Source organism: Glutamicibacter creatinolyticus, from assembly GCF_006094275.1.
In the GTDB taxonomy this organism is placed as follows: domain Bacteria; phylum Actinomycetota; class Actinomycetes; order Actinomycetales; family Micrococcaceae; genus Glutamicibacter; species Glutamicibacter creatinolyticus.
Genome location: NZ_CP034412.1, coordinates 2,386,887 through 2,409,814, shown reverse-complemented (window position 1 = coordinate 2,409,814; position 22,928 = coordinate 2,386,887). Strand labels below are relative to the sequence as shown.

At 65.1% G+C, this 22,928-nt stretch carries 22 protein-coding genes and 4 tRNA genes; 18 read left to right on the top strand and 8 right to left on the bottom strand.

Annotation, left to right across the window (positions count from 1 at the left end):
• Nucleotides 1-103 precede the first annotated feature (103 nt).
• The 3 genes from GcLGCM259_RS11075 (at nucleotide 104) to gabT (ending at nucleotide 3,403) form a co-directional block, all read left to right on the top strand.
• Entirely contained in the window at nucleotides 104-1,702 is a 1,599-nt protein-coding gene (locus GcLGCM259_RS11075; protein ID WP_138177051.1) for a sodium-dependent transporter, read from the top strand.
• Between the two features lie 2 nt (nucleotides 1,703-1,704).
• A complete protein-coding gene (locus GcLGCM259_RS11070; RefSeq protein ID WP_138177054.1) occupies nucleotides 1,705-1,851 on the top strand; it encodes a methionine/alanine import family NSS transporter small subunit in 147 nt (48 codons plus the stop codon).
• Between the two features lie 211 nt (nucleotides 1,852-2,062).
• The gene (gabT, locus tag GcLGCM259_RS11065) at nucleotides 2,063-3,403 is read left to right on the top strand and encodes a 4-aminobutyrate--2-oxoglutarate transaminase (RefSeq protein WP_138926628.1); all 1,341 of its coding nucleotides are present in this window, start codon (nucleotides 2,063-2,065) and stop codon (nucleotides 3,401-3,403) included.
• A gap of 135 nt (nucleotides 3,404-3,538) precedes the next feature.
• Here the strand turns inward: gabT and GcLGCM259_RS11060 are convergent, their stop codons facing one another.
• From GcLGCM259_RS11060 to GcLGCM259_RS11050, 3 genes are all read right to left on the bottom strand, one after another.
• On the bottom strand, nucleotides 3,539-4,078 hold the full coding sequence (locus GcLGCM259_RS11060) for a GNAT family N-acetyltransferase (protein WP_138926627.1): 540 nt from the start codon (nucleotides 4,076-4,078) through the stop codon (nucleotides 3,539-3,541).
• A gap of 81 nt (nucleotides 4,079-4,159) precedes the next feature.
• The gene (gene rarD, locus GcLGCM259_RS11055; protein WP_138926626.1) at nucleotides 4,160-5,098 is read right to left on the bottom strand and encodes an EamA family transporter RarD; all 939 of its coding nucleotides are present in this window, start codon (nucleotides 5,096-5,098) and stop codon (nucleotides 4,160-4,162) included.
• Nucleotides 5,099-5,274: 176 nt separating this feature from the next.
• The gene (locus GcLGCM259_RS11050) at nucleotides 5,275-5,706 is read right to left on the bottom strand and encodes a Fur family transcriptional regulator (protein ID WP_054821600.1); all 432 of its coding nucleotides are present in this window, start codon (nucleotides 5,704-5,706) and stop codon (nucleotides 5,275-5,277) included.
• A gap of 112 nt (nucleotides 5,707-5,818) precedes the next feature.
• On the opposite strand from GcLGCM259_RS11050, the gene GcLGCM259_RS11045 reads away from it, so the two are divergent.
• The gene (locus GcLGCM259_RS11045) at nucleotides 5,819-7,096 is read left to right on the top strand and encodes an MFS transporter (protein WP_425459778.1); all 1,278 of its coding nucleotides are present in this window, start codon (nucleotides 5,819-5,821) and stop codon (nucleotides 7,094-7,096) included.
• 237 nt (nucleotides 7,097-7,333) lie between these two features.
• Nucleotides 7,334-8,209 (top strand): zinc metalloprotease HtpX, encoded by an 876-nt coding sequence (gene htpX / locus GcLGCM259_RS11040; protein ID WP_054821548.1) that lies wholly within the window; start codon nucleotides 7,334-7,336, stop codon nucleotides 8,207-8,209.
• An 89-nt stretch (nucleotides 8,210-8,298) separates the two neighbouring features.
• On the opposite strand, the gene GcLGCM259_RS11035 is transcribed toward htpX, so the two are convergent.
• Complete coding sequence (locus GcLGCM259_RS11035) at nucleotides 8,299-8,787, bottom strand: YajQ family cyclic di-GMP-binding protein (protein ID WP_054821547.1); 489 nt, start codon at nucleotides 8,785-8,787, stop codon at nucleotides 8,299-8,301.
• Between the two features lie 180 nt (nucleotides 8,788-8,967).
• Here GcLGCM259_RS11035 and GcLGCM259_RS11030 point away from each other — a divergent pair.
• Both GcLGCM259_RS11030 and GcLGCM259_RS11025 read left to right on the top strand, forming a co-directional pair.
• A tRNA-Tyr gene (locus GcLGCM259_RS11030) sits at nucleotides 8,968-9,049 on the top strand.
• A gap of 117 nt (nucleotides 9,050-9,166) precedes the next feature.
• Nucleotides 9,167-9,547 carry a thioredoxin family protein gene (locus tag GcLGCM259_RS11025; protein ID WP_138926625.1) on the top strand — a complete coding sequence of 127 codons (381 nt, stop codon included), beginning with the start codon at nucleotides 9,167-9,169 and terminating at the stop codon, nucleotides 9,545-9,547.
• Nucleotides 9,548-9,553: 6 nt separating this feature from the next.
• Here GcLGCM259_RS11025 and GcLGCM259_RS11020 read toward each other — a convergent pair whose 3' ends face one another.
• Entirely contained in the window at nucleotides 9,554-10,507 is a 954-nt protein-coding gene (locus GcLGCM259_RS11020; RefSeq protein WP_175419403.1) for a DNA-3-methyladenine glycosylase family protein, read from the bottom strand.
• Between the two features lie 157 nt (nucleotides 10,508-10,664).
• Between GcLGCM259_RS11020 and GcLGCM259_RS11015 the strand changes: the two genes are divergently transcribed.
• Nucleotides 10,665-12,035, top strand: a complete 1,371-nt coding sequence (locus GcLGCM259_RS11015; protein ID WP_138926623.1) for a pyridoxal-phosphate dependent enzyme — start codon at nucleotides 10,665-10,667, stop codon at nucleotides 12,033-12,035.
• A gap of 26 nt (nucleotides 12,036-12,061) precedes the next feature.
• Nucleotides 12,062-13,219 carry a cystathionine gamma-synthase gene (locus GcLGCM259_RS11010; protein WP_138177076.1) on the top strand — a complete coding sequence of 386 codons (1,158 nt, stop codon included), beginning with the start codon at nucleotides 12,062-12,064 and terminating at the stop codon, nucleotides 13,217-13,219.
• Between the two features lie 108 nt (nucleotides 13,220-13,327).
• Here GcLGCM259_RS11010 and GcLGCM259_RS11005 read toward each other — a convergent pair whose 3' ends face one another.
• The gene (locus GcLGCM259_RS11005; protein ID WP_138926622.1) at nucleotides 13,328-13,732 is read right to left on the bottom strand and encodes a hypothetical protein; all 405 of its coding nucleotides are present in this window, start codon (nucleotides 13,730-13,732) and stop codon (nucleotides 13,328-13,330) included.
• A gap of 303 nt (nucleotides 13,733-14,035) precedes the next feature.
• Between GcLGCM259_RS11005 and GcLGCM259_RS11000 the strand changes: the two genes are divergently transcribed.
• Nucleotides 14,036-15,937, top strand: a complete 1,902-nt coding sequence (locus tag GcLGCM259_RS11000) for a DEAD/DEAH box helicase (RefSeq protein ID WP_175419480.1) — start codon at nucleotides 14,036-14,038, stop codon at nucleotides 15,935-15,937.
• Nucleotides 15,938-16,348: 411 nt separating this feature from the next.
• Here the strand turns inward: GcLGCM259_RS11000 and GcLGCM259_RS10995 are convergent.
• Nucleotides 16,349-16,423, bottom strand: a tRNA-Thr gene (locus tag GcLGCM259_RS10995).
• Between the two features lie 503 nt (nucleotides 16,424-16,926).
• Between GcLGCM259_RS10995 and GcLGCM259_RS10990 the strand changes: the two genes are divergently transcribed.
• Nucleotides 16,927-16,998 (top strand) — tRNA-Thr (locus tag GcLGCM259_RS10990).
• 47 nt (nucleotides 16,999-17,045) lie between these two features.
• Nucleotides 17,046-17,119, top strand: a tRNA-Met gene (locus GcLGCM259_RS10985).
• Nucleotides 17,120-17,238: 119 nt separating this feature from the next.
• On the opposite strand, the gene GcLGCM259_RS10980 is transcribed toward GcLGCM259_RS10985, so the two are convergent.
• Entirely contained in the window at nucleotides 17,239-18,000 is a 762-nt protein-coding gene (locus GcLGCM259_RS10980; protein WP_138177591.1) for a GTP pyrophosphokinase, read from the bottom strand.
• Between the two features lie 347 nt (nucleotides 18,001-18,347).
• On the opposite strand from GcLGCM259_RS10980, the gene GcLGCM259_RS10975 reads away from it, so the two are divergent.
• From GcLGCM259_RS10975 to GcLGCM259_RS10950, 6 genes are all read left to right on the top strand, one after another.
• Complete coding sequence (locus tag GcLGCM259_RS10975) at nucleotides 18,348-19,292, top strand: DUF2797 domain-containing protein (protein ID WP_246049541.1); 945 nt, start codon at nucleotides 18,348-18,350, stop codon at nucleotides 19,290-19,292.
• An 84-nt stretch (nucleotides 19,293-19,376) separates the two neighbouring features.
• The gene (locus GcLGCM259_RS10970) at nucleotides 19,377-19,631 is read left to right on the top strand and encodes a hypothetical protein (RefSeq protein ID WP_138177086.1); all 255 of its coding nucleotides are present in this window, start codon (nucleotides 19,377-19,379) and stop codon (nucleotides 19,629-19,631) included.
• A 57-nt stretch (nucleotides 19,632-19,688) separates the two neighbouring features.
• On the top strand, nucleotides 19,689-20,135 hold the full coding sequence (locus GcLGCM259_RS10965) for an FAS1-like dehydratase domain-containing protein (protein WP_138177089.1): 447 nt from the start codon (nucleotides 19,689-19,691) through the stop codon (nucleotides 20,133-20,135).
• A gap of 3 nt (nucleotides 20,136-20,138) precedes the next feature.
• Nucleotides 20,139-20,579, top strand: coding sequence for a MaoC family dehydratase (locus GcLGCM259_RS10960; protein WP_138177092.1), 441 nt, complete (start codon nucleotides 20,139-20,141; stop codon nucleotides 20,577-20,579).
• A gap of 2 nt (nucleotides 20,580-20,581) precedes the next feature.
• Nucleotides 20,582-21,787 (top strand): MFS transporter, encoded by a 1,206-nt coding sequence (locus tag GcLGCM259_RS10955; protein ID WP_246049539.1) that lies wholly within the window; start codon nucleotides 20,582-20,584, stop codon nucleotides 21,785-21,787.
• An 8-nt stretch (nucleotides 21,788-21,795) separates the two neighbouring features.
• Nucleotides 21,796-22,875: a UDP-N-acetylmuramate dehydrogenase gene (locus tag GcLGCM259_RS10950; protein WP_138926620.1), complete on the top strand. Its 1,080-nt coding sequence runs from the start codon at nucleotides 21,796-21,798 to the stop codon at nucleotides 22,873-22,875.
• Nucleotides 22,876-22,928 lie beyond the last annotated feature (53 nt).

The following is a 22,928-nucleotide window of genomic DNA, read 5'->3' as shown; positions in this document are numbered from 1 at the left end:
TAGGCTCTGAATTGTGCGCAGCCGCGATGGGGAAAACCCCTTGACAAGGAACTAAAACAGCCATTTCACACATATGCTAGTTGTTCTAGGTTAGGTTAATCACATGAACACTCCATCTTCAGTACGAGGCGCCCGCAAGGCGACAGGACAACGCGAGGTCTTCTCCTCGCGCAAGTTGTTCATCCTGTCCGCCATCGGCTCCGCTGTCGGTCTGGGAAACATCTGGCGTTTCCCCTACGTTGCCTACGAAAACGGTGGCGGCGCATTCTTGATCCCCTACCTGGTAGCGATCCTGTGTGCCGGCATTCCGTTGCTGTTCCTTGACTACTCGGTCGGTCACCGCTTCCGCGGCTCCGCCCCGCTGGCCTACCGCCGCCTGAACCGCAAGGCCGAAGTGCTGGGCTGGTGGCAGGTGCTGATCTGCTTCATCATTGCCATCTACTACGCCGCGATCATCGGCTGGGCGGCCATGTACGCCTGGTTCTCGCTGAGCAAGGCGTGGGGCGATGACGCCGAAGGCTTCTTCATGGGCGAGTTCCTGAACGTGGCCGACAACGTCGGGGTGTCCTTCGACATTGTTTCCCGCGTCTTCTTCCCGATCCTGGCCGTATGGGCCGTGACCATCATCATCATGGTGGCCGGTGTGAACAAGGGCATTGCCCGCGCGAACGTGGTCTTCATGCCGCTGCTGATCGTGATGTTCGTGCTGCTGGTGGTCCAGTCGGTCTTCCTGCCCGGCGCCATGGACGGCCTGAACGCGTTCTTCACCCCGAACTGGGAGGCCTTAATGAACCCGGCGGTGTGGGCGGCGGCGTTCGGCCACATCTTCTTCTCCCTCTCGGTGGCCTTTGGCATCATGGTCACCTACTCCTCCTACCTGCGCCGCAAGACCGACCTGACCGGCTCGGGCTACGTGGTGGCCTTCGCCAACTCGGGCTTTGAGATCCTGGCCGGCATCGGCGTGTTCGCCGCCCTGGGCTTCATGGCCCACAACACCGGGGCCGCAGTCGGCGACGTGGTCAGCGGCGGCATCGGGCTGGCGTTCATCGCGTTCCCGACCATCGTCTCGCAGGCACCGCTCGGGGCCCTGCTGGGCGTGCTGTTCTTCGGCTCGCTGGTCTTCGCTGGCCTGACCTCATTGATCTCAATCCTTGAGGTGATTGTCGCGGCGTTCCAGGACAAGCTGGGATGGAACCGCAAGGCGGCGACCCTGATCGTCACCGTGCCGATCGGGCTGATCTCCCTGGCCCTGTTCTCCACCACCACCTCGCTGTACCTGCTGGATACGCTCGATGCCTTCGTCAACCAGTTCGGCATCCTGGCCTGCGCCCTGGTCACCGTGATCGTGGTCGGCGCCGGACTGGGGGCCCTGCCGAAGCTGGCCAAGCACCTGAACCGCCACAGCTCCATCAAGCTGGGCACCGGGTGGATGGTCCTGGTCGGCGGCGTTGGCCCGGCAGCGCTGGGTTACATGCTGCTCAACGAACTGCAGAGCAAGATCGGCGAACAGTACTCCGGCTACCCGGCGTGGTTCAACGGGATCTTTGGCTGGGGCATGGCCGGAGCGCTGATCGTCTTCGCGGTGCTGCTCTCGCTGATTCCCTGGAGTCGTGGCTCGAAGCTCAACGACCCGGAATTCGAACAGCACAAGGCCAAGGTCCTCGATGAGGAACTGCCCGACACCACTGTGAAGAGGTACTAGCCATGACTGGAATTGCCATTGTCTTCATGATCATCGCCATGCTCACCATCTGGGGTGGGCTGGTGCTGGCACTGATCAACCTGTCACGTCACCCGGATGTACCCGATGATCCGGAAGATGACCTGATTGAGGCACCGACCCAGCTGTAGCCGGGGCTGCCAGAACACCTCGGGGCGCGGCGGTGGGGAAGCGATTCTTCACCGCCGCGCCCTTGTCTGTGCAGCTGCACAAATACTGCTTCGCGCGCCTGTGCCACGGCGGTTGGACGCGTCGAAACCGCGTCATATCCTGCTATGAGTACGACAGACTTAGGGCCGGCAGGATCCAGGCCCGGCCCCCATTTGAGGAAAGGAGCTTGCTGTGGACGTCTCATACCGTATCGAACAGAAGCGCAAGGTAAACGGTGCATTCCCAGGTCCGAAGTCCCAGGAGCTGACCGCCCGCCGCCAGAAGTCCGTGGCCGCCGGTGTTGCCTCCACTCTTCCGGTCTACGCCGCCGATGTTGACGGCGGCATCATCGTTGACGTTGACGGCAACCAGCTCATCGACCTCGGGTCGGGCATCGCAGTGACCACCGTGGGTGCCTCCAACCAGGCAGTGGCCAAGGCGGTGGCCGAGCAGGCCGCGCGCTTCACCCACACCTGCTTCATGGTGGCCCCGTACGAGAACTACATTGAACTGGCCGAAAAGCTGGTGGCCATCACCCCGGGCGAGTTCGAAAAGCGGGCCGTGTTCTTCAACTCCGGCGCCGAGGCCGTGGAGAACGCCATCAAGGTAGCCCGTGTGGCCACCGGGCGCCAGGCCGTGGTGGCCTTCGACCACGCCTACCATGGACGCACCAACCTCACCATGGGCCTCACCGCCAAGGCCGCCCCCTACAAGCGCGGCTTCGGCCCGCTGGCCCCGGAAATCTACCGGATGCCGATGAGCTACCCGTACCGTGAGGAAAACCCGAACATCTCCGGCAAGGAAGCCGCCGAGCGCGCCATCCTGGCCATGGAAAAGCAGATCGGCGGGGACCAGATCGCCGCGATCATCATTGAACCGATCCAGGGTGAGGGCGGCTTCATCGTCCCGGCCACCGGCTTCCTGCCGCGGGTCGCCGAATGGGCCAAGGAAAACGGCATCGTGTTCATCGCCGACGAAGTCCAGGCCGGCTTCGCCCGTTCCGGCGCCTGGTTCGCCTCCGACATCGAGGGCATCGAACCGGACCTGGTGACCGTGGCCAAGGGCATCGCCGGGGGCATGCCGCTGTCCGGTGTGGTGGGCCGCGCCGAACTGCTGGACTCCGTGCACGGCGGTGGACTGGGCGGCACCTACGGCGGCAACCCGGTCGCCGTGGCCGCGGCCCTGGAGAGCATCAAGTTCATGGACGAGCAGGACCTGCCCGGCCGTGCCCGCGAAATCGAATCCCAGTTCTTCGAGCGCTTCACCGCGCTGCAGAAGGACGTCCCGGCCGTGGGTGACGTGCGCGGCCGCGGGGCCATGGTGGCCATCGAATTCGTCAAGCCCGGCGGCAAGGAGCCGGACGCGGAGCTGACCAAGAAGGTCGCCGCCCAGTGCCTGGAGGACGGTGTGCTGATCCTGACCTGCGGCACCTACGGCAACGTCGTCCGCCTGCTGCCGCCGCTGGTGATCAGCGACGAACTGCTCACCGACGGCTTCGACGTGCTGGAAGCGGCCATCCGCCAGCACGCCTAGTTCTTCACCGGGACCCTGTTTTCAAGCTCGGGGATCCGGTGAGCACGACGCCGGGGTGCCAGGACCATTGGTTCTGGCACCCCGGCGTCGTTCTTGCCCTCCCCTGCAGCCAGCCGGCTGGGGCGGGGCGGGAGCTCAGCCCACCATCAGCTCCAGCTGGTGGCCCTCCAGTGCCCGGTCCGCATAGATGAGCCGGATGGCCTGTGCATCCGGGTTGCCCCGGTCGGGACCGCGGTAGGCCAGGGTGAATCCCAGTTTCTGGGCAACCCGTGCCGAGGCCGCATTGTGTTCCAGCAGGGAGGCGACCACCGGGGCCTCGGGGCGGTGCCGGTTCGCCTGGCCCACGGCCTGGCGCGCCACCTGCGTGGCGAAGCCCTGCCCCTGGGCGGACACCGCGAACCGGTACCCCAGGTTCCAGAAGGACTTGCGGGTAAGCGAACATCCGCCATAGCCAATGATCTGCCGGGAACCGGCGGCCCGAATCACCCAGGGGCCCAACCCCTCACGCCGCCAGCAGCCCCGCCAGGCCTCCACCATGGCCATGGTCTTCTCCACGTTGGCATGGCGTTTGGCCGGCGCATGGCTCCACACCCGGGGGTCGGCAAAGATGCGGTGCAGTTCCGGCACATCCTGCCGTTGGGGCGGGCACAGGCTCAGTTGTTGAAGGGTGGACATGAAATCACCCTAGCGAACACCACGGGCAGGGCAAGCCCCCTGCCCGGCCAGAGGCGGGGAACGCAGCACGGGTCGGCGCGCTCAGCTCACGGTCTTGGGCTCGGGCAGGGAACCGGTGCGCGGGGCACGGAACATGTCAACCACGATCAGGATCACCGCAATCCAGACCAGGATGAAGCCCACCCAGCGCTCGAGGGGCATGACCTCATGGAACACCAGCAGGCCCAGGATGAACTGGCCGATGGGAGCCAGGAACTGCAGGGAACCCAGGGTGCTCAGCGGCAGCCGGCGGGCCGCACCGCCAAACAGGATCAGCGGCACCGCGGTAATGATCCCGCTGGTGGCCAGCAGCCAGAACCCTGGGACGCCGTCGGCGAACAGCGCCGAGGTGCCCTGATAGGTCAGCACCCCAATGAAGACCAGCGCCACCGGGGTCAGGGCAATGGTTTCCACACTGAGCGTGGCCAGGGCCGTGCCCTTCTTGCCCACCTGGTTCTTGACCAGCCCGTAAAGTCCGAAGGAGAAGGCCAGGCCCAGGGAGATCCACGGGACCCGGCCCAGGCCGGCGGTGAGCACCACCACTGCCGCCACGGCGAACCCAATGGCCACCCACTGCAGGGTCGAGAGGCGTTCCTTCAGGACAAAGACGCCCAGCGCGATGGCGACCAAGGGGTTGATGAAGTAGCCCAGCGAGGCCTCCAGCACGTGCCCGGAAAGCACCGCGAAGGCGTAAAGCGTCCAGTTCACCGCGATGAGCACGCTGGCAAGGACCAGGCGGGCCGTGGTCTTCCGGTCGCGCAGCAAGGTCCCCAGGTCCCGCAGCTGCCGGGTCACCGCCAGCAGCAGGAAACAGAAGACCAGGGAAAACACCACCCGCAGCGCCACGAATTCAAACGCGGAGATCTCGGGCAGCAACAGGAAGTACAGCGGCAGCAGTCCCCAGACCAGGTATGCGCTGGTGCCTTGCAAAATGCCAATGCTGCGTGGGGAGCGCGGGGAGGCACCAGCGGTGTCAGTCATAGTCTGTGGTTGCCAATCTGTGGTGGACCGGGAAAGGGGTGCGACGCCACATTGGAAGCTGCCAAGGGGCAACGGGCGCCATTAAAGGTTACTGCTCCACCGCCCCGGTTTCGTCATCGGTTCGGTCATGCGCCCTACACAAACCGTGGTTCATCCGCCCGTGGGCCGGATGGCGCCTAACCTGCCACCACTTGATCGCCCAGCGCACAGCCTTCCTTGCACTGCCCGTAGAACAGCACGTCGGCGATGTCGATGCTGAAGCTGGTGGCCCCACCGGGGTGGAAGCAGGGGGCGGAGCCGTGGGCGCAGGGAACATTCTCCACCCGCCCGCACGTAACGCACACGGCATGGTGGTGGTTGTCGTGCGGGTCAATCTCATAACGGGCCGCCGTGCCGGGCACCGTGAACCGGCGCAGGATCCCGTGATCGGTCAGGTCGTTGACCGCGTTGTAGACCGCCTGCGAGCTGAGTGCGACCTGACCCTCGGACAGGGCGCGGGCCAGGGCCTCGGCGCTCTGGTGCGGTTCGGTGGCCAGCTGCCTAAGCAACGCCAAACGTGCACCGGTGGCCTTCAGGTCGTTATCGTGCAGCAGTTTGGCGTAATCCATACCCACCATTGCACGCAGGTGCTTGGGATCTGTCAACCGGTGATCTCGTCACATGACGGCGGGCCACCATCCCGGGAGCCGGTGAGGGGGCAAGGATGCGTAGGATCTTGGGGTGCCCAGTTTTTTGATGGATGTCGCCCCGCTGCGGCAAAGCCCGGCCTACCGCCGGTTGTGGATCGGCAACTCGCTCTCCGCCGTGGGAACCCAAATGACCCTGATCGCGGTCAGCCTGGAAGTCTATGCGCTGACCCAGTCCAGCTTCCATGTTGGCTTGCTGGGCGCGTTCACCCTGGTGCCGCTGATCATCACCGGGCTCTACGGCGGGGCCATCGCCGACACGCACGACCGGCGCAAGGTGGCGCTGTACTCGGGCCTGGCGTTGTGGGTCATCACCGGCGCGCTGGCGCTGCAGGCGTGGCTGCAGGTGGGCAGCGTGTGGGTCCTCTACGGGTTGATGGCCCTGCATTCGGCGGCCGCGGGCATCAACCAGCCCACCCGTGGGGCCATCATTCCCTCCATTGTCCGCCGCGACCTGCTGCCGGCGGCCAATTCGCTGAACATGGTCACCTTCGGGGTGGCGCAGATGGTCGGCCCGCTGCTGGGCGGGCTGCTGGTGGCCCAGTTCGGGTACCAGTGGACGTATTCCCTTGACGCCATCACGTTCACCGCGGCCGTGTGGTCGGTCTTCCGCCTGCCGGCCCTGCCGGCGGCCGAACAGGTCGCCAGACGGGGTCTTTCATCGGTCATCGACGGGCTGCGCTACCTGAAGACCCAGCCGAATATCAGCATGACCTTCCTGATCGACATGGCGGCCATGATCCTGGCGGCGCCCAGGGCGCTGCTGCCGGCCATCGGCGCGGTGATGATCGGCGGGGGAGAGACCACGGTGGGCATCCTCCTGGCCTCCGCGGCCTGTGGTGCCCTGCTGGCCGGGCTGTTCTCCGGCACCTACAGCCGGATCAACCGCCAGGGTGTGGCCGTGTTCATCAGCGTGTGCATCTGGGGTGTGGCGATCAGCGCGCTGGGCGTGATCGTGGTGCTGGCCGCCGGGCAGCCCTCCGGGCCCGAGGCGGCCAGCGGGTGGCTGCTTCCGGCGATGTTCTTCATGCTGCTGGCCGGGATCGCGGATTCCATTTCCTCGGTCTTCCGCACCACCATCTTGCAGGTCGCGGCCCCGGATCAGATGCGGGGCCGGCTTCAGGGAGTGTTCATCGTGGTGGTCGCCGGTGGGCCGCGGGTCGGGGAGATGCTCTCCGGAGGCGCCGCGGGCTTCCTGGGTGAGGGGCTGACCCTGGTGGTTGGGGGGTTGTGCTGTGTGCTGGTGGCCGTGCTGCTGGTGCGCTGGCGCCGCGGCTTCCTGCGCTACGATTCCCGCCACCCCGAACCCTAGCTCGGTGGACGGCCGAGACCTGCCGTGGCGCGCGCAGCACGCTGTGAGCTGGACGATAGGCTCGAGAGGGAACCTATGGGGCGGGGCAATCGTTGCATAAACTAAAGGATGATGAGCAAGATCAGGGGCTCGGTCCTCCAAGACGGAGGTCCTGGCCCACACATCTTGCCCACGCCTTTTGACCACGCACACTGCCAAGAAGTTCGGCTCAGTACGATACGGGAGCGATAACCCACCGTGCATCAACATAACAATGGCCTGAAAACCGCCCTGCTGCTCGGCGGTATGTTTGCCCTGCTGCTGGCCCTGGGCTCCCTGATCGCCTCAGGAACCCGGAACAGCTCCTTCATCTGGATTTTCGCGCTCATTGGCCTGGGCACCACCGCCTACGGCTACTGGAACAGTGACAAGATCGCGCTGCGTTCCATGCACGCCTACCCGGTCAGTGAACAGGAGCAGCCGGAGATGTACCGGATTGTGCGCGAGCTGTCCATGGCAGCCCAGCAGCCCATGCCGCGGCTGTACGTCTCACCCACGCAGTCACCCAACGCTTTCGCCACCGGACGCAACCCGGAAAACGCGGCGGTGTGCTGCACCGAGGGGATCCTGCGCATCCTGAACGAACGCGAGCTGCGCGGTGTGCTGGGGCACGAGCTGATGCACGTGTACAACCGGGACATCCTCACCTCCTCGGTGGCGGCGGCAATCGCCGGGGTGATCACCTCGATCGCCCAGTTCCTGATGTTCTTCGGCGCCGGGGGCGGGAACAACGAGAACCGCAACGTGAACCCCTTGGCCATCCTGGCCCTGTCGCTGCTGGCGCCGCTGGCCGCCTCGGTGATCCAGATGGCCGTCTCGCGCACCCGAGAATTCGATGCTGACGAAGATGGCGCCCGCCTGACCAACGACCCACTGGCGCTGGCCAGTGCCCTGCGCCGGCTGGAGCAGGGCATCGACCAGGCCCCACTGGCGCAGGAAGACCAGAAGGTCGTCAACAGCTCCCACCTGATGATCGCCAACCCGTTCGGCTCCCGGCTCAAGCGCATGTTCTCCACCCACCCGTCAATGGATGAGCGCGTGGCACGCCTGGAGGCCATGGCCCGCGGCAACTAATTTTTAGGCAGCACACGCAAAATCCGGTGTCCCATGGCGCGTTAAACGTCATGGGACACCGGCTTTCATGCTGCCGCCGGCGCGCGGGGCTAGCGCAGGTTGACGAACTGCAGGTCCACATCCTCGAAGTCGCGCAGCAGTGCCATGGTGGCCTGCAGGTCATCGCGGGACTTGGAGGACACGCGCAGCTCATCGCCCTGGATGATGGACTTCACGCCCTTGGGTGCTTCGTCACGGATCAGCTTGTTGATCTTCTTCGCCACATCCTGGGCGATGCCCTCCTTGATGCTGGCCTCGATCCGGTATTCCTTGCCCGAAGCGAAAGGCTCCCCGGCATCCAGGGACTTCAGCGAGATGTTGCGCTTGACCAGCTTGGACTGGAACACGTCCAGCACTGCCTTGACCCGCTCCTCGGAGTTCGCCTTCATCAGGATCTTTTCGCCGCTGAAGTCGATTTCCGCGCCGACGCCCTTGAAGTCGTAGCGCTGGGAGATTTCCTTGCTTGCCTGGTTCAGTGCGTTGGACACTTCCTGGCTGTCCACCTTGCTGACAACATCAAATGATGAATCGCTGGCCACGAATCTTCTCCTTGTGGTTTGTTGGACTGGTGAGTGTTTGGCTCAAATCTGACTCATAGCCTACCGGTTTGCTCAGGCGTTTACCGGAGGTGATGAGCATTACAGCAAATGGGCGGCTTTCGATTTTTCATCTGCAAAAAGTTCCGGTAGAGTTATTTCTCGTTCCCACCAGAACAACCGGGCAGATTACCCGAGCGGCCAAAGGGGGCTGACTGTAAATCAGCTGGCTATGCCTTCACTGGTTCGAATCCAGTATCTGCCACAAATGATCCTCCAGATCCACAAGATCTGGAGGATTTTTTGGTTTCCGGGCAGGGGAGGCGGGCTGTTTTCCCCGCCAAACTAAGCGCCAACGCCCGAAGTCGGTTACCGTTGAACCATGGCAACAGTAGATGTAACTGAAACAGAGTTCGCGCAGCTGATCGAAGGCAATGACATCGTCCTGGTGGATTTCTGGGCAGAGTGGTGCGGACCGTGTAAGCAGTTCGGCACGGTGTATGAACAGATTTCCGAGAAGTTCCCGGAAGTGGTGTTCGCCAAGGTGGACACCGAAGCCGAGCAGGGACTGGCCCGGGCCGCAAACATTTCCTCGATTCCGACCTTGATGGCCTTCCGCGAAAAGGTTCTGGTCTTCTCCCAGCCCGGCGCCCTGAACGGTGCCCAGCTTGAGGACCTGGTGACCGCGGTGAAGGGCATCGACATGTCCGAGGTGCACGCCCAGATCGCCGAGGAAGCCGCCCAGCAGGAAGAAACCAACTAGCTGCTGCTAGCGGTTGCGGTGATCCAACGGCGCGTAGCGTGGCCCAAAGCCCTGTTTGCGCTGCCCGGAGAGGTGCAGTAACCGGACAACTCGTTGCCGGTGTCCGGTGTACGGTTCGAGCAGCTGCAGCATCCGCTGGTCATCCACCCTGTGGCCGACCAGCACCTGGCCCACGAAATCCGCCAGGTGGTAGTCGCCAACCGAAATGTGGTCCGGTGAGCCGTGCGAGCGCTGCAGGGTCTCGGCCACCGTCCAGGGCCCGATCCCGCTGATGGAGAGCAGCGCCGCCTCCAGCGTGCCGGACCCGGTGGTGCCCGGCATCGAGTCATTCAGTCCCAGTGCCGCCCAGCGCTCCAGGCGCCGGGCCACGTGGGCCAGGCGGATCATCGTGGCGGCACGGCTGTGTTCCACCCGTGCCTGCTGCCAATGCCAGCGCGGGATCCCGGCCACGGCCTCGGGCAGCGGAAACAGCCGCATCCCCGACGGTGCGGGCCCGGGGGCCGGGCGCCCATAGTGCCTGATCAGCCACCGCCAGGCGTAGTTCGCCTCGATCCCGGTTACCCGCTGTTCCAGGATTGCCCCGGCGGCATGATCAAAAATCCTTCCGGTGCGCGGCAGGCGCACCGCCGGGTGTTCGCTGCGGCTGCGGCGCACCACATCGGGTAGCGATACGGCGAACGCCGTCTCGTCAAACCCGCTCCAATCATCCTCGGCCCCCAGCAGCGCCGGCCCTTGGGCGAGCGCCCATTGCGCGCCCGGGCCCCAGGCGCTGAAGCTCGCCGAACGCCGGTCGGCCTCCAGCTCAATGCGCAGCGTCGCATCCCCGTCGATGGTGGCGAACACCAGCCAGGCCTGGGATTGCTCCAAGCGGATCGTTGGATCCCCAATGCCCCGGCGCAGGATGGACAGGGTGGAGCGCAGGTCAACCGGCTCGGGGCTCAGCCAGTGCTGCTGCGCCACTTTCGGTAATGGTTGCTGCGACAAGCTTTCGGTTCCCTCCCTGAATTCTGCAATGCTCACCCCTTGCGTCCCCCGGGTGGAGGATGCCTGTCAATTCAATGACGCAAAGCTACGCAGCGCGGCGACTTAGATGACCTGCGGCGGTAAAGTGCTTGACATGAAGTATGCGTCCACAATCTTGGATCTGATCGGAAACACGCCCCTGGTCAAACTCAACCGGGTGACTGACGGCATCAAGGCCACTGTATTGGTCAAGCTCGAATATCTTAACCCCGGCGGGTCCATCAAGGACCGCATCGCCCTGAAGATGGTGGAGCGTGCCGAGCAGAGCGGGGCCCTGCGTCCCGGAGGCACCATTGTGGAGCCGACCAGCGGCAACACCGGTGTGGGGCTGGCGATGGTGGGGCAGCTGAAGGGCTATGACACCATCTTCGTCACACCGGACAAGGTGGGCGAGGAAAAACGGGACGTGTTGCGTGCCTACGGTGCCGAGGTCGTGGTGACCGCCACCGCGGTCGCCCCCGATTCGCCCGATTCCTATTACGGGGTCTCGGACCGGCTGGTGCGCGAAATTGACGGCGCCTACAAGCCCGATCAGTTCTCCAACCCCGGCGCCCCGGAGAGCCACTTTGAGACCACCGGACCGGAAATCTGGAATGACACCGACTGCAAGCTCACCCACGTGGTGATCGGTGCTGGCACCGGTGGAACCATCACCGGCACCGGACGCTACCTGAAACAGGTTTCCGCCGACCGGGCCAGCGGGCCGGTACAGGTCATCGCCGCCGACCCCGACGGATCGGTCTACTCCGGCGGCACCGGACGGCCCTACTTCGTGGAAGGCGTGGGGGAGGACATGTGGCCGGGCAACTATGACCCGCAGGTGCCCGACCGCGTCGAGGCGGTCACCGACGCCCAGGCCTTCGAGATGACCCGGCGCCTGGCCCGTGAGGAAGGCCTGCTGCTGGGCGGCTCCTCCGGGATGGCCGTGGCCGCGGCGCTGCGCGTGGCCCAGGACTTGGGCGAGGACGACGTGGTCGTGGTGATCGCCCCGGATGGCGGACGCGGCTACCTGGCCAAGATTTTCAACGACACCTGGATGCAGGCCCAGGGATTCAGCTCCGAATCGGGCGAACCCGCCCTGGTGGAGCAGGTCATCAAGGACATTGACCCCACCGGTCTGCAGGTGTTGTCCCCGCAGACCACGCTGGCCCAGGCCGCGGCCGCGCTGAAGGCCAGCCCCGCCTCGGCCCTGGTGGTCGCCACCGGCACCCTGCCGGCCCGCATTGGCGAGGTGCGTGGGGTGCTGAGCGCCGAACTGGTGGCCGAAGCCCTGTTGGCCGGAACCCCGGCACGCACCCCGGTAGGGGACCTGCAGACCGAGGCTCTGCCCCTGCTGGGCGCCGGGCAGAGCCTGGAGCATGCCCAGGCGCTGCTGCAGCAGCACTGCGCGGTGCTGGTCACCCGCGACGGCGAGGTGTTGTGTCCGCTGACCCATGACGAACTGCTTGACCACCTGATCAACTAAACTTCCCGACGCAAAGGATGGTATCGATGAGCCAGAATGCCCAGGGTTTCAACACCCGCTTTGTCCACGCCGGCCAAGAGTTTGAGCCGCGCACCGGTGCAGTGGTCCCGCCGATCCACTTCTCCACCACCTACGCCCCCGAAGCCATCGGCAAGTTGCGCGGCGGCTACGACTACGGGCGCGGCACCAACCCCACCCGCGACGCGCTGCAGGAGCAGCTGGCCGCCGCCGAGGGAGGCCGGCATGCGTTTTCGTTCAGCTCAGGGCTGGCCGGCGAGGATTCCCTGATTCGTGCGCTGCTGCGCCCGGGGGACCACATTGTGCTGGGCAACGACGCGTACGGCGGCTCCTACCGGCTGATCGACCGGGTGCTGGGCCCCTGGGGCGTGTCCAACACCGCCCTGGACATGAGCGACCCCCAGGCCCTGGCGGCCGCCATTGACCAGCACCAGGCCAAGATGGTGTGGCTGGAAACCCCATCGAACCCGATGATGAAGATCGTGGACATTCAGGCGGTCGCCGAGGTCACCCACGCCCATGGCGCACTGCTGGTGGTGGACAACACCTTCGCCAGCCCATTCCTGCAGCAGCCGTTGGCGCTGGGCGCGGACATCGTGGTGCACTCGACCACCAAGTACATCGGCGGGCACTCGGATGTGGTTGGCGGTGCGGTGATCGTCAACGACGATGAACTGGCCGAGAAGATCGGGTTCATCCAGTTCGCCGTGGGCGCGGTTTCCGGGCCGCTGGACGCCTACCTGACCACCCGCGGGTTGAAGACCCTGGGCGTGCGCATGCGCGCGCACTCGGAGAACGCCGCCCAGGTTGCGGCCTGGCTGCGCGGACGCAGGGAAGTCGAGCGCGTGCTCTACCCGGGCTTCGAGGACCATCCGGGACATGACATTGCCAAGAAGCAGATGCGCGACTTCGGTGGCATGGTCTCGGTGCAGTTCGCCGGGGGCGCTCAGGCCGCCCGCACGGTGGCCGAGAGCACCCGGCTGTTCCAGCTGGCCGAATCCCTGGGCGGGATCGAGTCGCTGATGAACTACCCCTCGGAGATGACCCACGCCTCGGTGAAGGGCACCGAGCTGGAGGTCCCGGAGAACCTGGTCCGCCTGTCGGTGGGCATCGAGGACGCCGAGGACTTGATCAACGACCTGGAGCAGGCCTTCGCCAAGCTGTAACCGGCCACGGCGGGCAGCGCCCGAATCACACACCCGTCCCCGCGCAGCGTCAAGCTGTGCGGGGACGGGAGGTTTAAGCGGGGAATGACGGGCGGATGCTTAGCGCCGTCATGCTCGGGGGGAGAGGGCGCGGAAGTACCTGATCCCGGCGGGGGTCCACATTAGGGCCACGGCCAGCAGCACCATTGCCGCGAGCAGGGAATAGCGTCCAAAGCGCAGCAGCATCGGCAGCGCGGCAATCAGCCCCAGCCAGGTCAGCTGGGTGCGGGCCGCCCGGTCCGAACGCCACAGCCGCAGGGCCAACCACAGCACCAGCACCCCGGCGGCGCCCAGGATGCTGGCCAGCAGCCACGGACCGGTGGACGGTTCGGTCGAGCGCGCGGCGGTGGCGAACAGACTCGCGGCAAAACCCAGGAACAGCGCGGCGGCCAGCACCCAGCACAGGCGGGCAATGCGCAGGGCGGAAGGCATCTGCGCCGCGGCGGACGCGGGCTTGGAACCGTTGCTTTTCACACCAGCCAGCCTAGTGCAGGGGGCGCGGTGCCTGATCTCACACCACCTCGACCCTGTCTTTGCGCGGCCGATGCCGATAGAATGGATTGTTCGCGAACATCGGGCATCCCTCGCATCTTGCCCAATTTTTGAGGCCGGAGCCTTTCTCGTGTTGTGAATCCGCAAAGTGTGTGCGGATATTTATGTCATAGGGGAACGCTTGATGAGCGTGAGTTGTTTTTGACTGTGTAGCCTATTCGTCGTTTTTTTGGGGACGCGTAGGCCTTCCCCTAACGAATGAGGTATCTGTTCGTGTCTACTGACATGTCCGTCAACTCCACCGAGAACTCCACCAACGAAAACGGCAGCGCCGAGCCGACCGTGCTGTTCAGCGAGCTGGGCCTGGACGCCCGCGTGCTGGCTTCCGTGGTCGACCTGGGCTACGAAAAGCCCTCTCCGATTCAGGCCGCCACCATCCCGCTGCTGCTTGAGGGCCGCGATGTCGTGGGCCTGGCCCAGACCGGTACCGGCAAGACCGCCGCGTTCGCGCTGCCCGCGCTTTCGCGCATGGCCGAGGTCGCTGACCTGAACGGTCCGTCCCGCACCCCGCAGATCCTGGTGCTGGCACCGACCCGCGAACTGGCCCTGCAGGTTGCCGAGGCCTTCACCTCCTACGCCAAGCACCTGGATGACTTCACCGTGCTGCCCGTGTACGGCGGTGCCCCCTACGGCCCGCAGCTGGCTGGCCTGCGCCGTGGCGCCCAGGTCGTGGTCGGCACCCCGGGCCGCGTCATCGACCACATCAACAAGGGCTCGCTGGACCTGTCGAACCTGCAGTACATGGTGCTGGACGAGGCCGACGAAATGCTGCGCATGGGCTTCGCAGAAGAGGTCGACAAGATCCTGGAAGCCACCCCGGAAGACAAGCAGGTGGCCCTGTTCTCCGCCACCATGCCGCGCGCCATCCGCCGGATCGCCTCCGAGTACCTGCGCAACCCCGAGGAAGTGTCGGTCAAGTCCAAGCAGACCACCGGCACCAACATCACCCAGCGCTACCTGCAGGTGATGGGGGCGCACAAGCTGGACGCGATGACCCGGATCCTGGAATCCGAGGACTTCGACGGAGTTATCACCTTCGTGCGCACCAAGATGGCCACCGAGGACCTGGCCGACAAGCTCAAGGCCCGCGGCTTCACCGCCGCCGCCATCAACGGTGACATCCCGCAGCAGCAGCGTGAGCGCACCGTGGAGAACCTGCGCGCGGGCAAGATTGACATCCTGGTGGCCACCGACGTGGCCGCCCGCGGCCTGGACGTGGAGCGCATCAGCCACGTGATCAACTACGACATCCCGCATGACACCGAGTCCTACGTGCACCGCATTGGCCGCACCGGCCGTGCCGGCCGCTCGGGGGACGCGATCCTGTTCATGACCCCACGCGAGAAGTACCTGCTGCGCGCCATCGAGAAGGCCACCCGCCAGCCGGTGTCCATGATGCAGCTGCCCACCGTGGAATCGGTGAACAACCGCCGCATCCAGAAGTTCACCGACCGGATCGACCAGACCATCGTTGGTCAGGACCTGAGCGCCTTCCGCGAGATCGTGGAGAAGTTCGCCACCGAGCATGAAGAGCTGGATCACCTGGAAATCGCCGCCGCGCTGGCGCTGATGGCCCAGGGTGGACGCCCGCTGCTGATGGAGGAACCGGTGATCCCGCCGTCCAAGCAGGCACGCATGAACCGGGAAGGCCGTGAGCCGGGCCAGCGTCCGCAGCGCAAGGGCGCTGCCGAGGGCAACGCCATGTACCGCCTGGCAGTGGGACGCCGCAACCGCGTGCAGCCCGGGTCCATTGTCGGTGCCCTGGCCAACGAGGGTGGATTCAACTCCTCGCAGATTGGTGGCATTGACATCCGCGCGGACCACACCCTGGTTGAGCTGCCGGCCGAACTGTCCAAGGACCAGTGGCGTGCCCTGTCCAAGACCCGCATCGGCGGCGAGCCGATCAATCTGGAACTGGATCGGGGCCCCCGTGGCCGTCGCGACCGCGATGACGACCGTCGTGGTGGTTTCCGTTCGGACCGCGGCAGCTTCAAGGACCGCAAGCGCAATGGTGGTTTCCGTGACGGCGGCCGCGACGAGCGTCGCGGTGGCGAGAAGCGCTTCGGCGGGCGCAGCAAGGGCCGTTTCAACGACAGCGCCGCCCGTGGTGGTCGCCGCGAGTACTAATACTCACTGAGGCTCCAAGAAGGCCGGTTCCACACCTCTGTCGAGGGTGCGGAACCGGCCTTCGCGTTTAACCGGAGCCGCTGGTCCCCAGCGAACCGCGCACCGGCGGGCGGTGTCCTGCAACGCGCGTGAACCGCCAGCCGCGGAAGGCGTGGATCCTGCCGGCTGCCCACTCCTGAAAGGCCTTCCACGGGTCTTTGCAGGGCTTTTGACGGGGTGCCGGAGCAACGGCAACGCGGATGATTGGCCGGGATGCTGCAGGGCATGCAGGGGCCCGGTGCGGCGTCCTGGAAGCGGGGCAGTGCCGTCCGCGGCATCGGTGGGGCGAACACGGTTGGGAAATTGCGGGACTGCAGGTCCGTGGGGAAATGCAAAAGAGGATGGTTCGTGAATACGAACCATCCTCTTGACTGGAGCCCCCTGCCGGAATCGATCCGGCGACCTCGTTCTTACCAAGAACGCGCTCTACCACTGAGCTAAGGGGGCAACAGGTAAATACTTTACACATTCTGCGAGGCATTTCAAAATTCGTCGCCCGAAGTGCGATGGATCACGATTCCCCTACTCATTGTCGGGATTTAGGGGCCCTTCCAGCGGCCCCTCGGTGATGGAAGCAGGGCCTGCGGTCGCGGCCGATTCAGGGCCGTAGATGACAAGGTGCGGGCCCGTCCCGGAGTAGAGCCCTTTCGCGACGCGAGCCGCGCTGGTGAGATCCGGTGGGACTGTTTACTTCCCAAAAGGGGCAGGGTGAATGCGCGGAGAGTTTCGCTAGGCAACGAGTGGGGGCTGCGGCGTTTCCACCGCCGACGTCAGCCGAGTCGTGAGTAGCGTCACTGTACTGGTTGTTGTGCCATCTGCACTTTCCGGCCTTGAATAGCTGCTTCCTAACCCATCTTTGACTTGGCCTTTTGTGGATGGATCCGGACTTGTCTGGGTGCCGGCGGTGAATTTTTATTTGAGGCCGAATCCGTGTAGAGTATTTACTCGTTGCCCCCTTAGCTCAGTGGTAGAGCGCGTTCTTGGTAAGAACGAGGTCGCCGGATCGATTCCGGCAGGGGGCTCTGAGTGGGAAGTCTTCTTGGCTTCTACTGGATGACTTCTCACTTGTGGCGGTGTAGCTCAGCTGGTTAGAGCGCACGACTCATAATCGTGAGGTCGCGGGATCGAGTCCCGCCACCGCTACCCCAAGGAAAATGCCCCGGATTGCCGGGGCATTTTGCGTATCCGGGGCTTTGGGATCTACATCGGTGACGGGCCGCGCCAATATTCTTTGCCCGGCCCGTCATCAAGGTGTTCGCCGGTTAGCCCGCGGCGTCTCCAGCATCCGTGCGCAGATCCCGGGTGGTTCCCTGGATCAGGTCATTTTGCTGGGCGAGCTGCCACAGTTGCTCCCACAACCGCTGGTCTGCCGAGGGGTCGGGGGTGCCGGCCGCCGGACCGGCTGCCTCTCCGTGCACCTCGTCATAGAGGTGTTCCATGTGGCGGTCGAGGTGTTCGGCCGCGTTGGCGGCGGCGGTCAGGTTATCGAGCAGGTGCTCGGGAACCTCTCCCTCGTACTTGTAGAAGATCTTGTGTTCAAGGCTGGCCCAGAAATCCTGGGCAATGGTGCGGATCTGCACCTCAACGATGACCGGAACCGGCCCCTCGGAGAGGTAGACCGGCAGCTCGACAATCGCGTGCAGGCTCTTGTAGCCATTCGGCTTCGGGTTCTTGATGTAGTCCTTGATCGCCAAGACCCGCACATCGTGCTGCGAGGTGATCATATCCAGCACGTGATAGGTGTCCTTCAGGAAACTGCAGGTGATCCTGATGCCCGCAATATCGGTGATGTTGCGGCGAATCTCCTCCAGGGTCGGCGCGCAACCGCGGCGGACCACCTTCTCCAAGATCCCCTCAGGGCTTTTGACCCGGGACGTCACGTGCTCAATCGGGTTGTACTGGTGCAGGTGGATGAATTCCTCACGCAGAATCGACACCTTGGTCAACATCTCATCGACGCCGAAACGGTACTCCATCATGAACCGGGGCAGCTTCTGGCGCAGCGACTGCGCGAAGTCCAGCATCAGGCCCGGGGTGGGGTTCAGACCGGACGGAACCTGGGAGGTTTCCGTCGTGGCGATATCTTTTCCTGGCTTAATCGGTAGTCACCTCACGAGTGAGAAGGGCGGGTCGCTGGTGTCACGGTATTCGTGGACCCGTAGGAAGCATACGTCCTGTCTGGCAGACTATAGTCCGCGTCTTGGAATCCTATTAGAAACTCGGCGGGATCCAATGTGCTTCCCGGCCCCCAACCGGGCCGGGACCGTATGGTCTGGTTGCACTGATTCCGCTCAGCTCGGTGGTTGTCCGCTGGCAGGATGCAGGGCGCATCGCCTACCGTGGAGTGGGTCCAAACGTGTGGAAGGAAGCAATGGCACTGGAACGCGTCAGTCTCCGACTGTGCCACGGGATCAGCTTTTCCCGGCATGATCCGGCGCCCGTGCTGCGCCTACGCAAGGGCACCGAATGGATCAATGAACCGCTGGAGCTCGGCCGCACCATGGCCCTGGAAGTTGGCGTGCAACGCTGGTGCCTGGGCCACGTGCTGATGGACTCCGACGGAACCCGCCGGCACAATGTCTGTACCCAAAGCAAGGTCATTGCCTCCGGGACCCAGTGCGCGACCTGCCGCAGGCTGGACCAGACCAAGTTCATGCACCATTTTCACAAGACCGGCCAGGCCCCCGAAGGTCTGCGCCGTTACCTGGAGCAACCGCACTTGCTCTACATCGCCTCCTTCGCGGACGGAACCACCAAGGTGGGCACCGCCTCGGAGCAAAGCAAATGGTCCCGGCTGGCCACCCAGGGAGCGGTGATTGCCCGCTATGTCGCCCACGCTCCGGACGGTGCCGCCGTGCGGGTCCTGGAAGACCTGGTCACCGAGCAATGCGGAATCCGCCAACAGGTGCGGCAGAAGGCCAAGATCCGTGGGCTGGAGAGCTGGGACCACAATCTGGCCAGTCTCGAGGAACTGAACCGTGCTGCGGCCCGGGCAGTTCACCGGATGCTGGAATCACAGCGCGGCCTTGACCGCTATGGGATCACGCTGCTCGATGAACTCTGGCACCAGCCGACGTACGCCCAGCAGGTTGTGAATGCCTGGGATGCCCGCAGCATTCACCGCAAGGACCCCGCCGTCCCGGGTGGTGAGGGGATCTCGTTGCGCATCCACGGGGTGCTGGGCCAAACCCTGATGATCGACACCGGGGAGCATACCGAACTGGTGCTGCTGGATCTGGCAGAGCTGAAAACCCGCGCGCTGGTGCTGCGCCAGGCGCACTTCGTTGACCACGGGGGACAAGCCAGTCTGTTCTGAACCGGCAGACGCTTGCGGCGTTCGTGGCCCGATACTCACACATCAATCCCGGCCCGCCAAGGGCTCTGAACTAGACTGGAAGTCATGACCAACACTCCCTGGGAATCGGCCTCAACGCGCTACAAGAAATTCGTGTTCTCCGCGTTGGCACTCATGGGCGGAGGCATCATCCTGGCCATTGTCGGCATTAACCTGCCCTCACGGCCCCTGCTGTTCTTTGCCATCGGGATGATGGCCGTGGGCATGTGCCTGCACATCGGTTCACTGGTCGTCCGCTCACGCGATGTGCGGGCCTGGCGCATCGCCAACGGCCTGCAAAGCCCGAAGAAGAAAAAATAGTCCGCACCGTTCTGAAATCCGGACCCCAAAATCTCCCACGCCAATCAAGGAGCTTTGATGAGCATCAACCCCGACCTGGTCGGACGCGTCTACCCGCCCGATGAGCCCTATCAGGTGGGCCGCGAAAAGATCCGTGAGTTCGCCGCGGCCACCAAGGCCAGCCACCGCGCCCACTACGACCTGCAGGCGGCCAAGGAACTGGGCCACCGGGACCTGGTGGCCCCGCCGACCTTCGCCATTATCATCGCGCAGCGGGCCGACGCGCGCCTGATCACCGACCCGGAATCCGGTATTGATTTCTCCCGTGTCGTGCACGCCGACCAGCGTTTCACCCACCACCGGCCGATCATTGCCGGGGATGAGCTGGTGGCCGAGCTGCACGTGGACCAGGTGCGTAGCATGGGGGCCGGTGCGATGATCACCTCCCGTGCCGAGATCTCCACCGTGGACGGGCAGAAGGTGGCCACCACCGTTTCATCCCTGCTGGTGCGGGGCGAGGAGTAGACCATGATTGATTTTGACACCTTGGAAAAGGGACAGCTGATCGGGGCAACGACGCTGCACGTGAACCGGGCCGACCTGGTGCGCTACGCCGGTGCCTCGGGCGACTTCAACCCGATTCACTGGAATGAGCGCTTCGCCACCGAGGTGGAGCTTCCCAACGTGATTGCCCACGGCATGTTCACCATGGGCGCGGCCGTGGACGTGGTCAGCGCCTGGGTGGGGGACCCCAGTGCGGTCATTGACTACCAAACCCGCTTCACCAAGCCGGTCGTGGTGCAGGACCCGGCCGGCACGAACCCGGCCGAGCACCCCGGCACCGCCATCACGGTGGAGGGCAAGGTCGGGGCGTTGGACGCCGAGGCCCGCACTGCACGCATCGACCTGACGGTCAGCGTGGACGGCACCAAGGTGCTGGTCAAGTCCCAGGCCGTGGTGCAGCTCTGAGTTTGCAGCCCGCCCCGCAGGCCGTGGCCTGGCGCAACGCCCTGATGGCCGCGTTCCTGGCCAGCGGCCTGCTGCTGGCCACCCTGGTGGCGCGGCTGCCCTCGCTGCGTGATGAGTTGCAACTGGACCACGCCAGCGTGGGACTGCTGCTGCTGTGCCTGAGCGCCGGCTCCTTCCTGTCCGTCAGCCTCTCCGGGCACCTGGTCTCCCGGCTGGGCGCGGCGAACGTGATGCGACTGTGCGCCGTGCTGGCCGGAACCTCCCTGGCCCTGGTGGGCATCAGCGCGGTGCTCTGGCACCTGCCCTGGTTGACCGGGATCTTCCTGTTCACCCAGGGGCTGGGGATTGCCAGTTGGAACGTGGCCTCCAACGTGCAGGGCGCGGCCATGGAACGCAGTCTGGGCCGGGTGGTGATGTCCATGCTGCACGGCTTCTTCTCGATCGGCACGGTGCTCGGCGCCGGCATCGGGGCGGCGGCCGCCGCACTGCAGATCACCATTGCGGCGCATTATGCCGTGATGGGGGTGCTGATCGGAGCGATCGTGCTGCTCGGTTCCCGGTACTTCGGGCCGGACAACAGCCGGGCGGCCCACGGCAGCGGGCAGGGTTCGCTGGGCCGGGCCTGGCGCGAACCGCAGACGATCCTGCTGGGCGTGCTGGTGCTGGGCATGGCCCTGGCCGAGGGGGCCGCGGGGGACTGGGTGGCCCTGGCGCTCGCCGACGGGTACGGCACCACCGAATCCACCGGGGCCCTGGGCTACGCCGTGTTCGTCACGGCGATGACCGCGATGCGGCTGCTGGGCGGGGACCTGATCCTGCGCTTTGGGCGGGTGGTGATGATCCGCGTCAGCGCGGTGCTGGCGCTGATTGGGCTGCTGCTGTTCAGCACCGGCCAGTCGCTGCCGGTGGCGTTCGCCGCCCTGGGATTGTGGGGGATCGGTGTGGCGTTGACCTTCCCGCTGGCCATGAGCGCGGCCTCGGATGACCCGCTGCATGCCGCGGCCCGGGTATCAGTGGTGTCCACCATCGGCTACGGCGCGTTCCTCGGTGGCCCGCCGTTGCTGGGCCTGCTGGCCAACCAGATCGGGCTATTGCCGGCCTTGAGCAGCATTTCACTGCTGGTTGTGCTGGCCCTGGTCCTCTCCTCCAACGCCGCCGGATATCCTAAAGACACCGGCGACAGTGAACAATCGATGCAGGGAAAGTGAAACGCTGAATGCTTAAGCACCTGACAACCACCGCCGTGGGCGGCCCGGCCGGGAAACTGGTGGAGGCCCACCACGAAGCCGACCTGGTCCAGGCCCTGGCCGAAGCCGACGCCCAAGGCATCCCGGTGCTGCTGGTCGCCGGCGGATCCAACCTGGTGATCAGCGACGAAGGCTTTGCCGGCACGGTCATCCGGATCGCCACCAAGGGCATCAATGTCCAGGAAATCTCCACCGACACCGCACGGCTGACCGTAGCCGCCGGGGAAAACTGGGACGCGGTGGTGGCCCACAGCCTGCATGCCGGGCTCAGCGGCCTTGAGGCCCTGTCCGGAATCCCGGGCAGCAGCGGGGCCACCCCGGTGCAGAACGTGGGCGCCTACGGTGCGGATGTCTCCCAGACACTGGAAAACGTGCGAGTCTTTGACCGTGAACAGGGCAAGATCATCACGCTGAGCAACGCGGAGCTGCAGTTCGCCTACCGCGATTCGCTGATCAAGCGCACCAGCGTGGACGGCTCCCCACGCTACGTGGTCCTGCGGGTCAGCTTCCTGCTGCCGTACCGTGCCGAATCATCCCCGGTGCGCTATGCCGAACTGGCCCGCCGCCTGGAGGTGGAGGTGGGGGAGCGCGCCTCGGCCGCCGAGGTGCGCCGCACCGTGCTGGAACTGCGCCGCGGCAAGGGAATGGTCTACGACCCGGCGGACCTGGATTCGCATTCCACCGGTTCGTTCTTCACCAACCCCATCGTGGACGAGCAAGTGCTGCAGCACCTGCCGCAGAACGCCCCGCACTACCCGGTGGCCGAGCCGGGCAAGGTCAAGCTCTCGGCGGCATGGCTGATCGACCAGGCCGGCTTTTCCAAGGGCTACGGGCTGGAGCACACCTCGGGCTACCTGGTGGCCGGAGGCCGGGCCGCCCTGTCCACCAAGCACACGCTGGCCATCACCAACCGGGGGGAGGCCAGTGCGCAGGACGTGCTGGCCATCGCGCGCACCATCCGCCGCGGGGTTGCGGAGAAGTTCGGCATCACACTGGTCAACGAGCCGCTGCTGATCGGGCTGAGCCTGGACGAACAGGTGGCCCTGTAGCCTCCCGGCAGACAGCCACAGGCCGCGCCCCGACGCGGTCATCGACTAAGGAG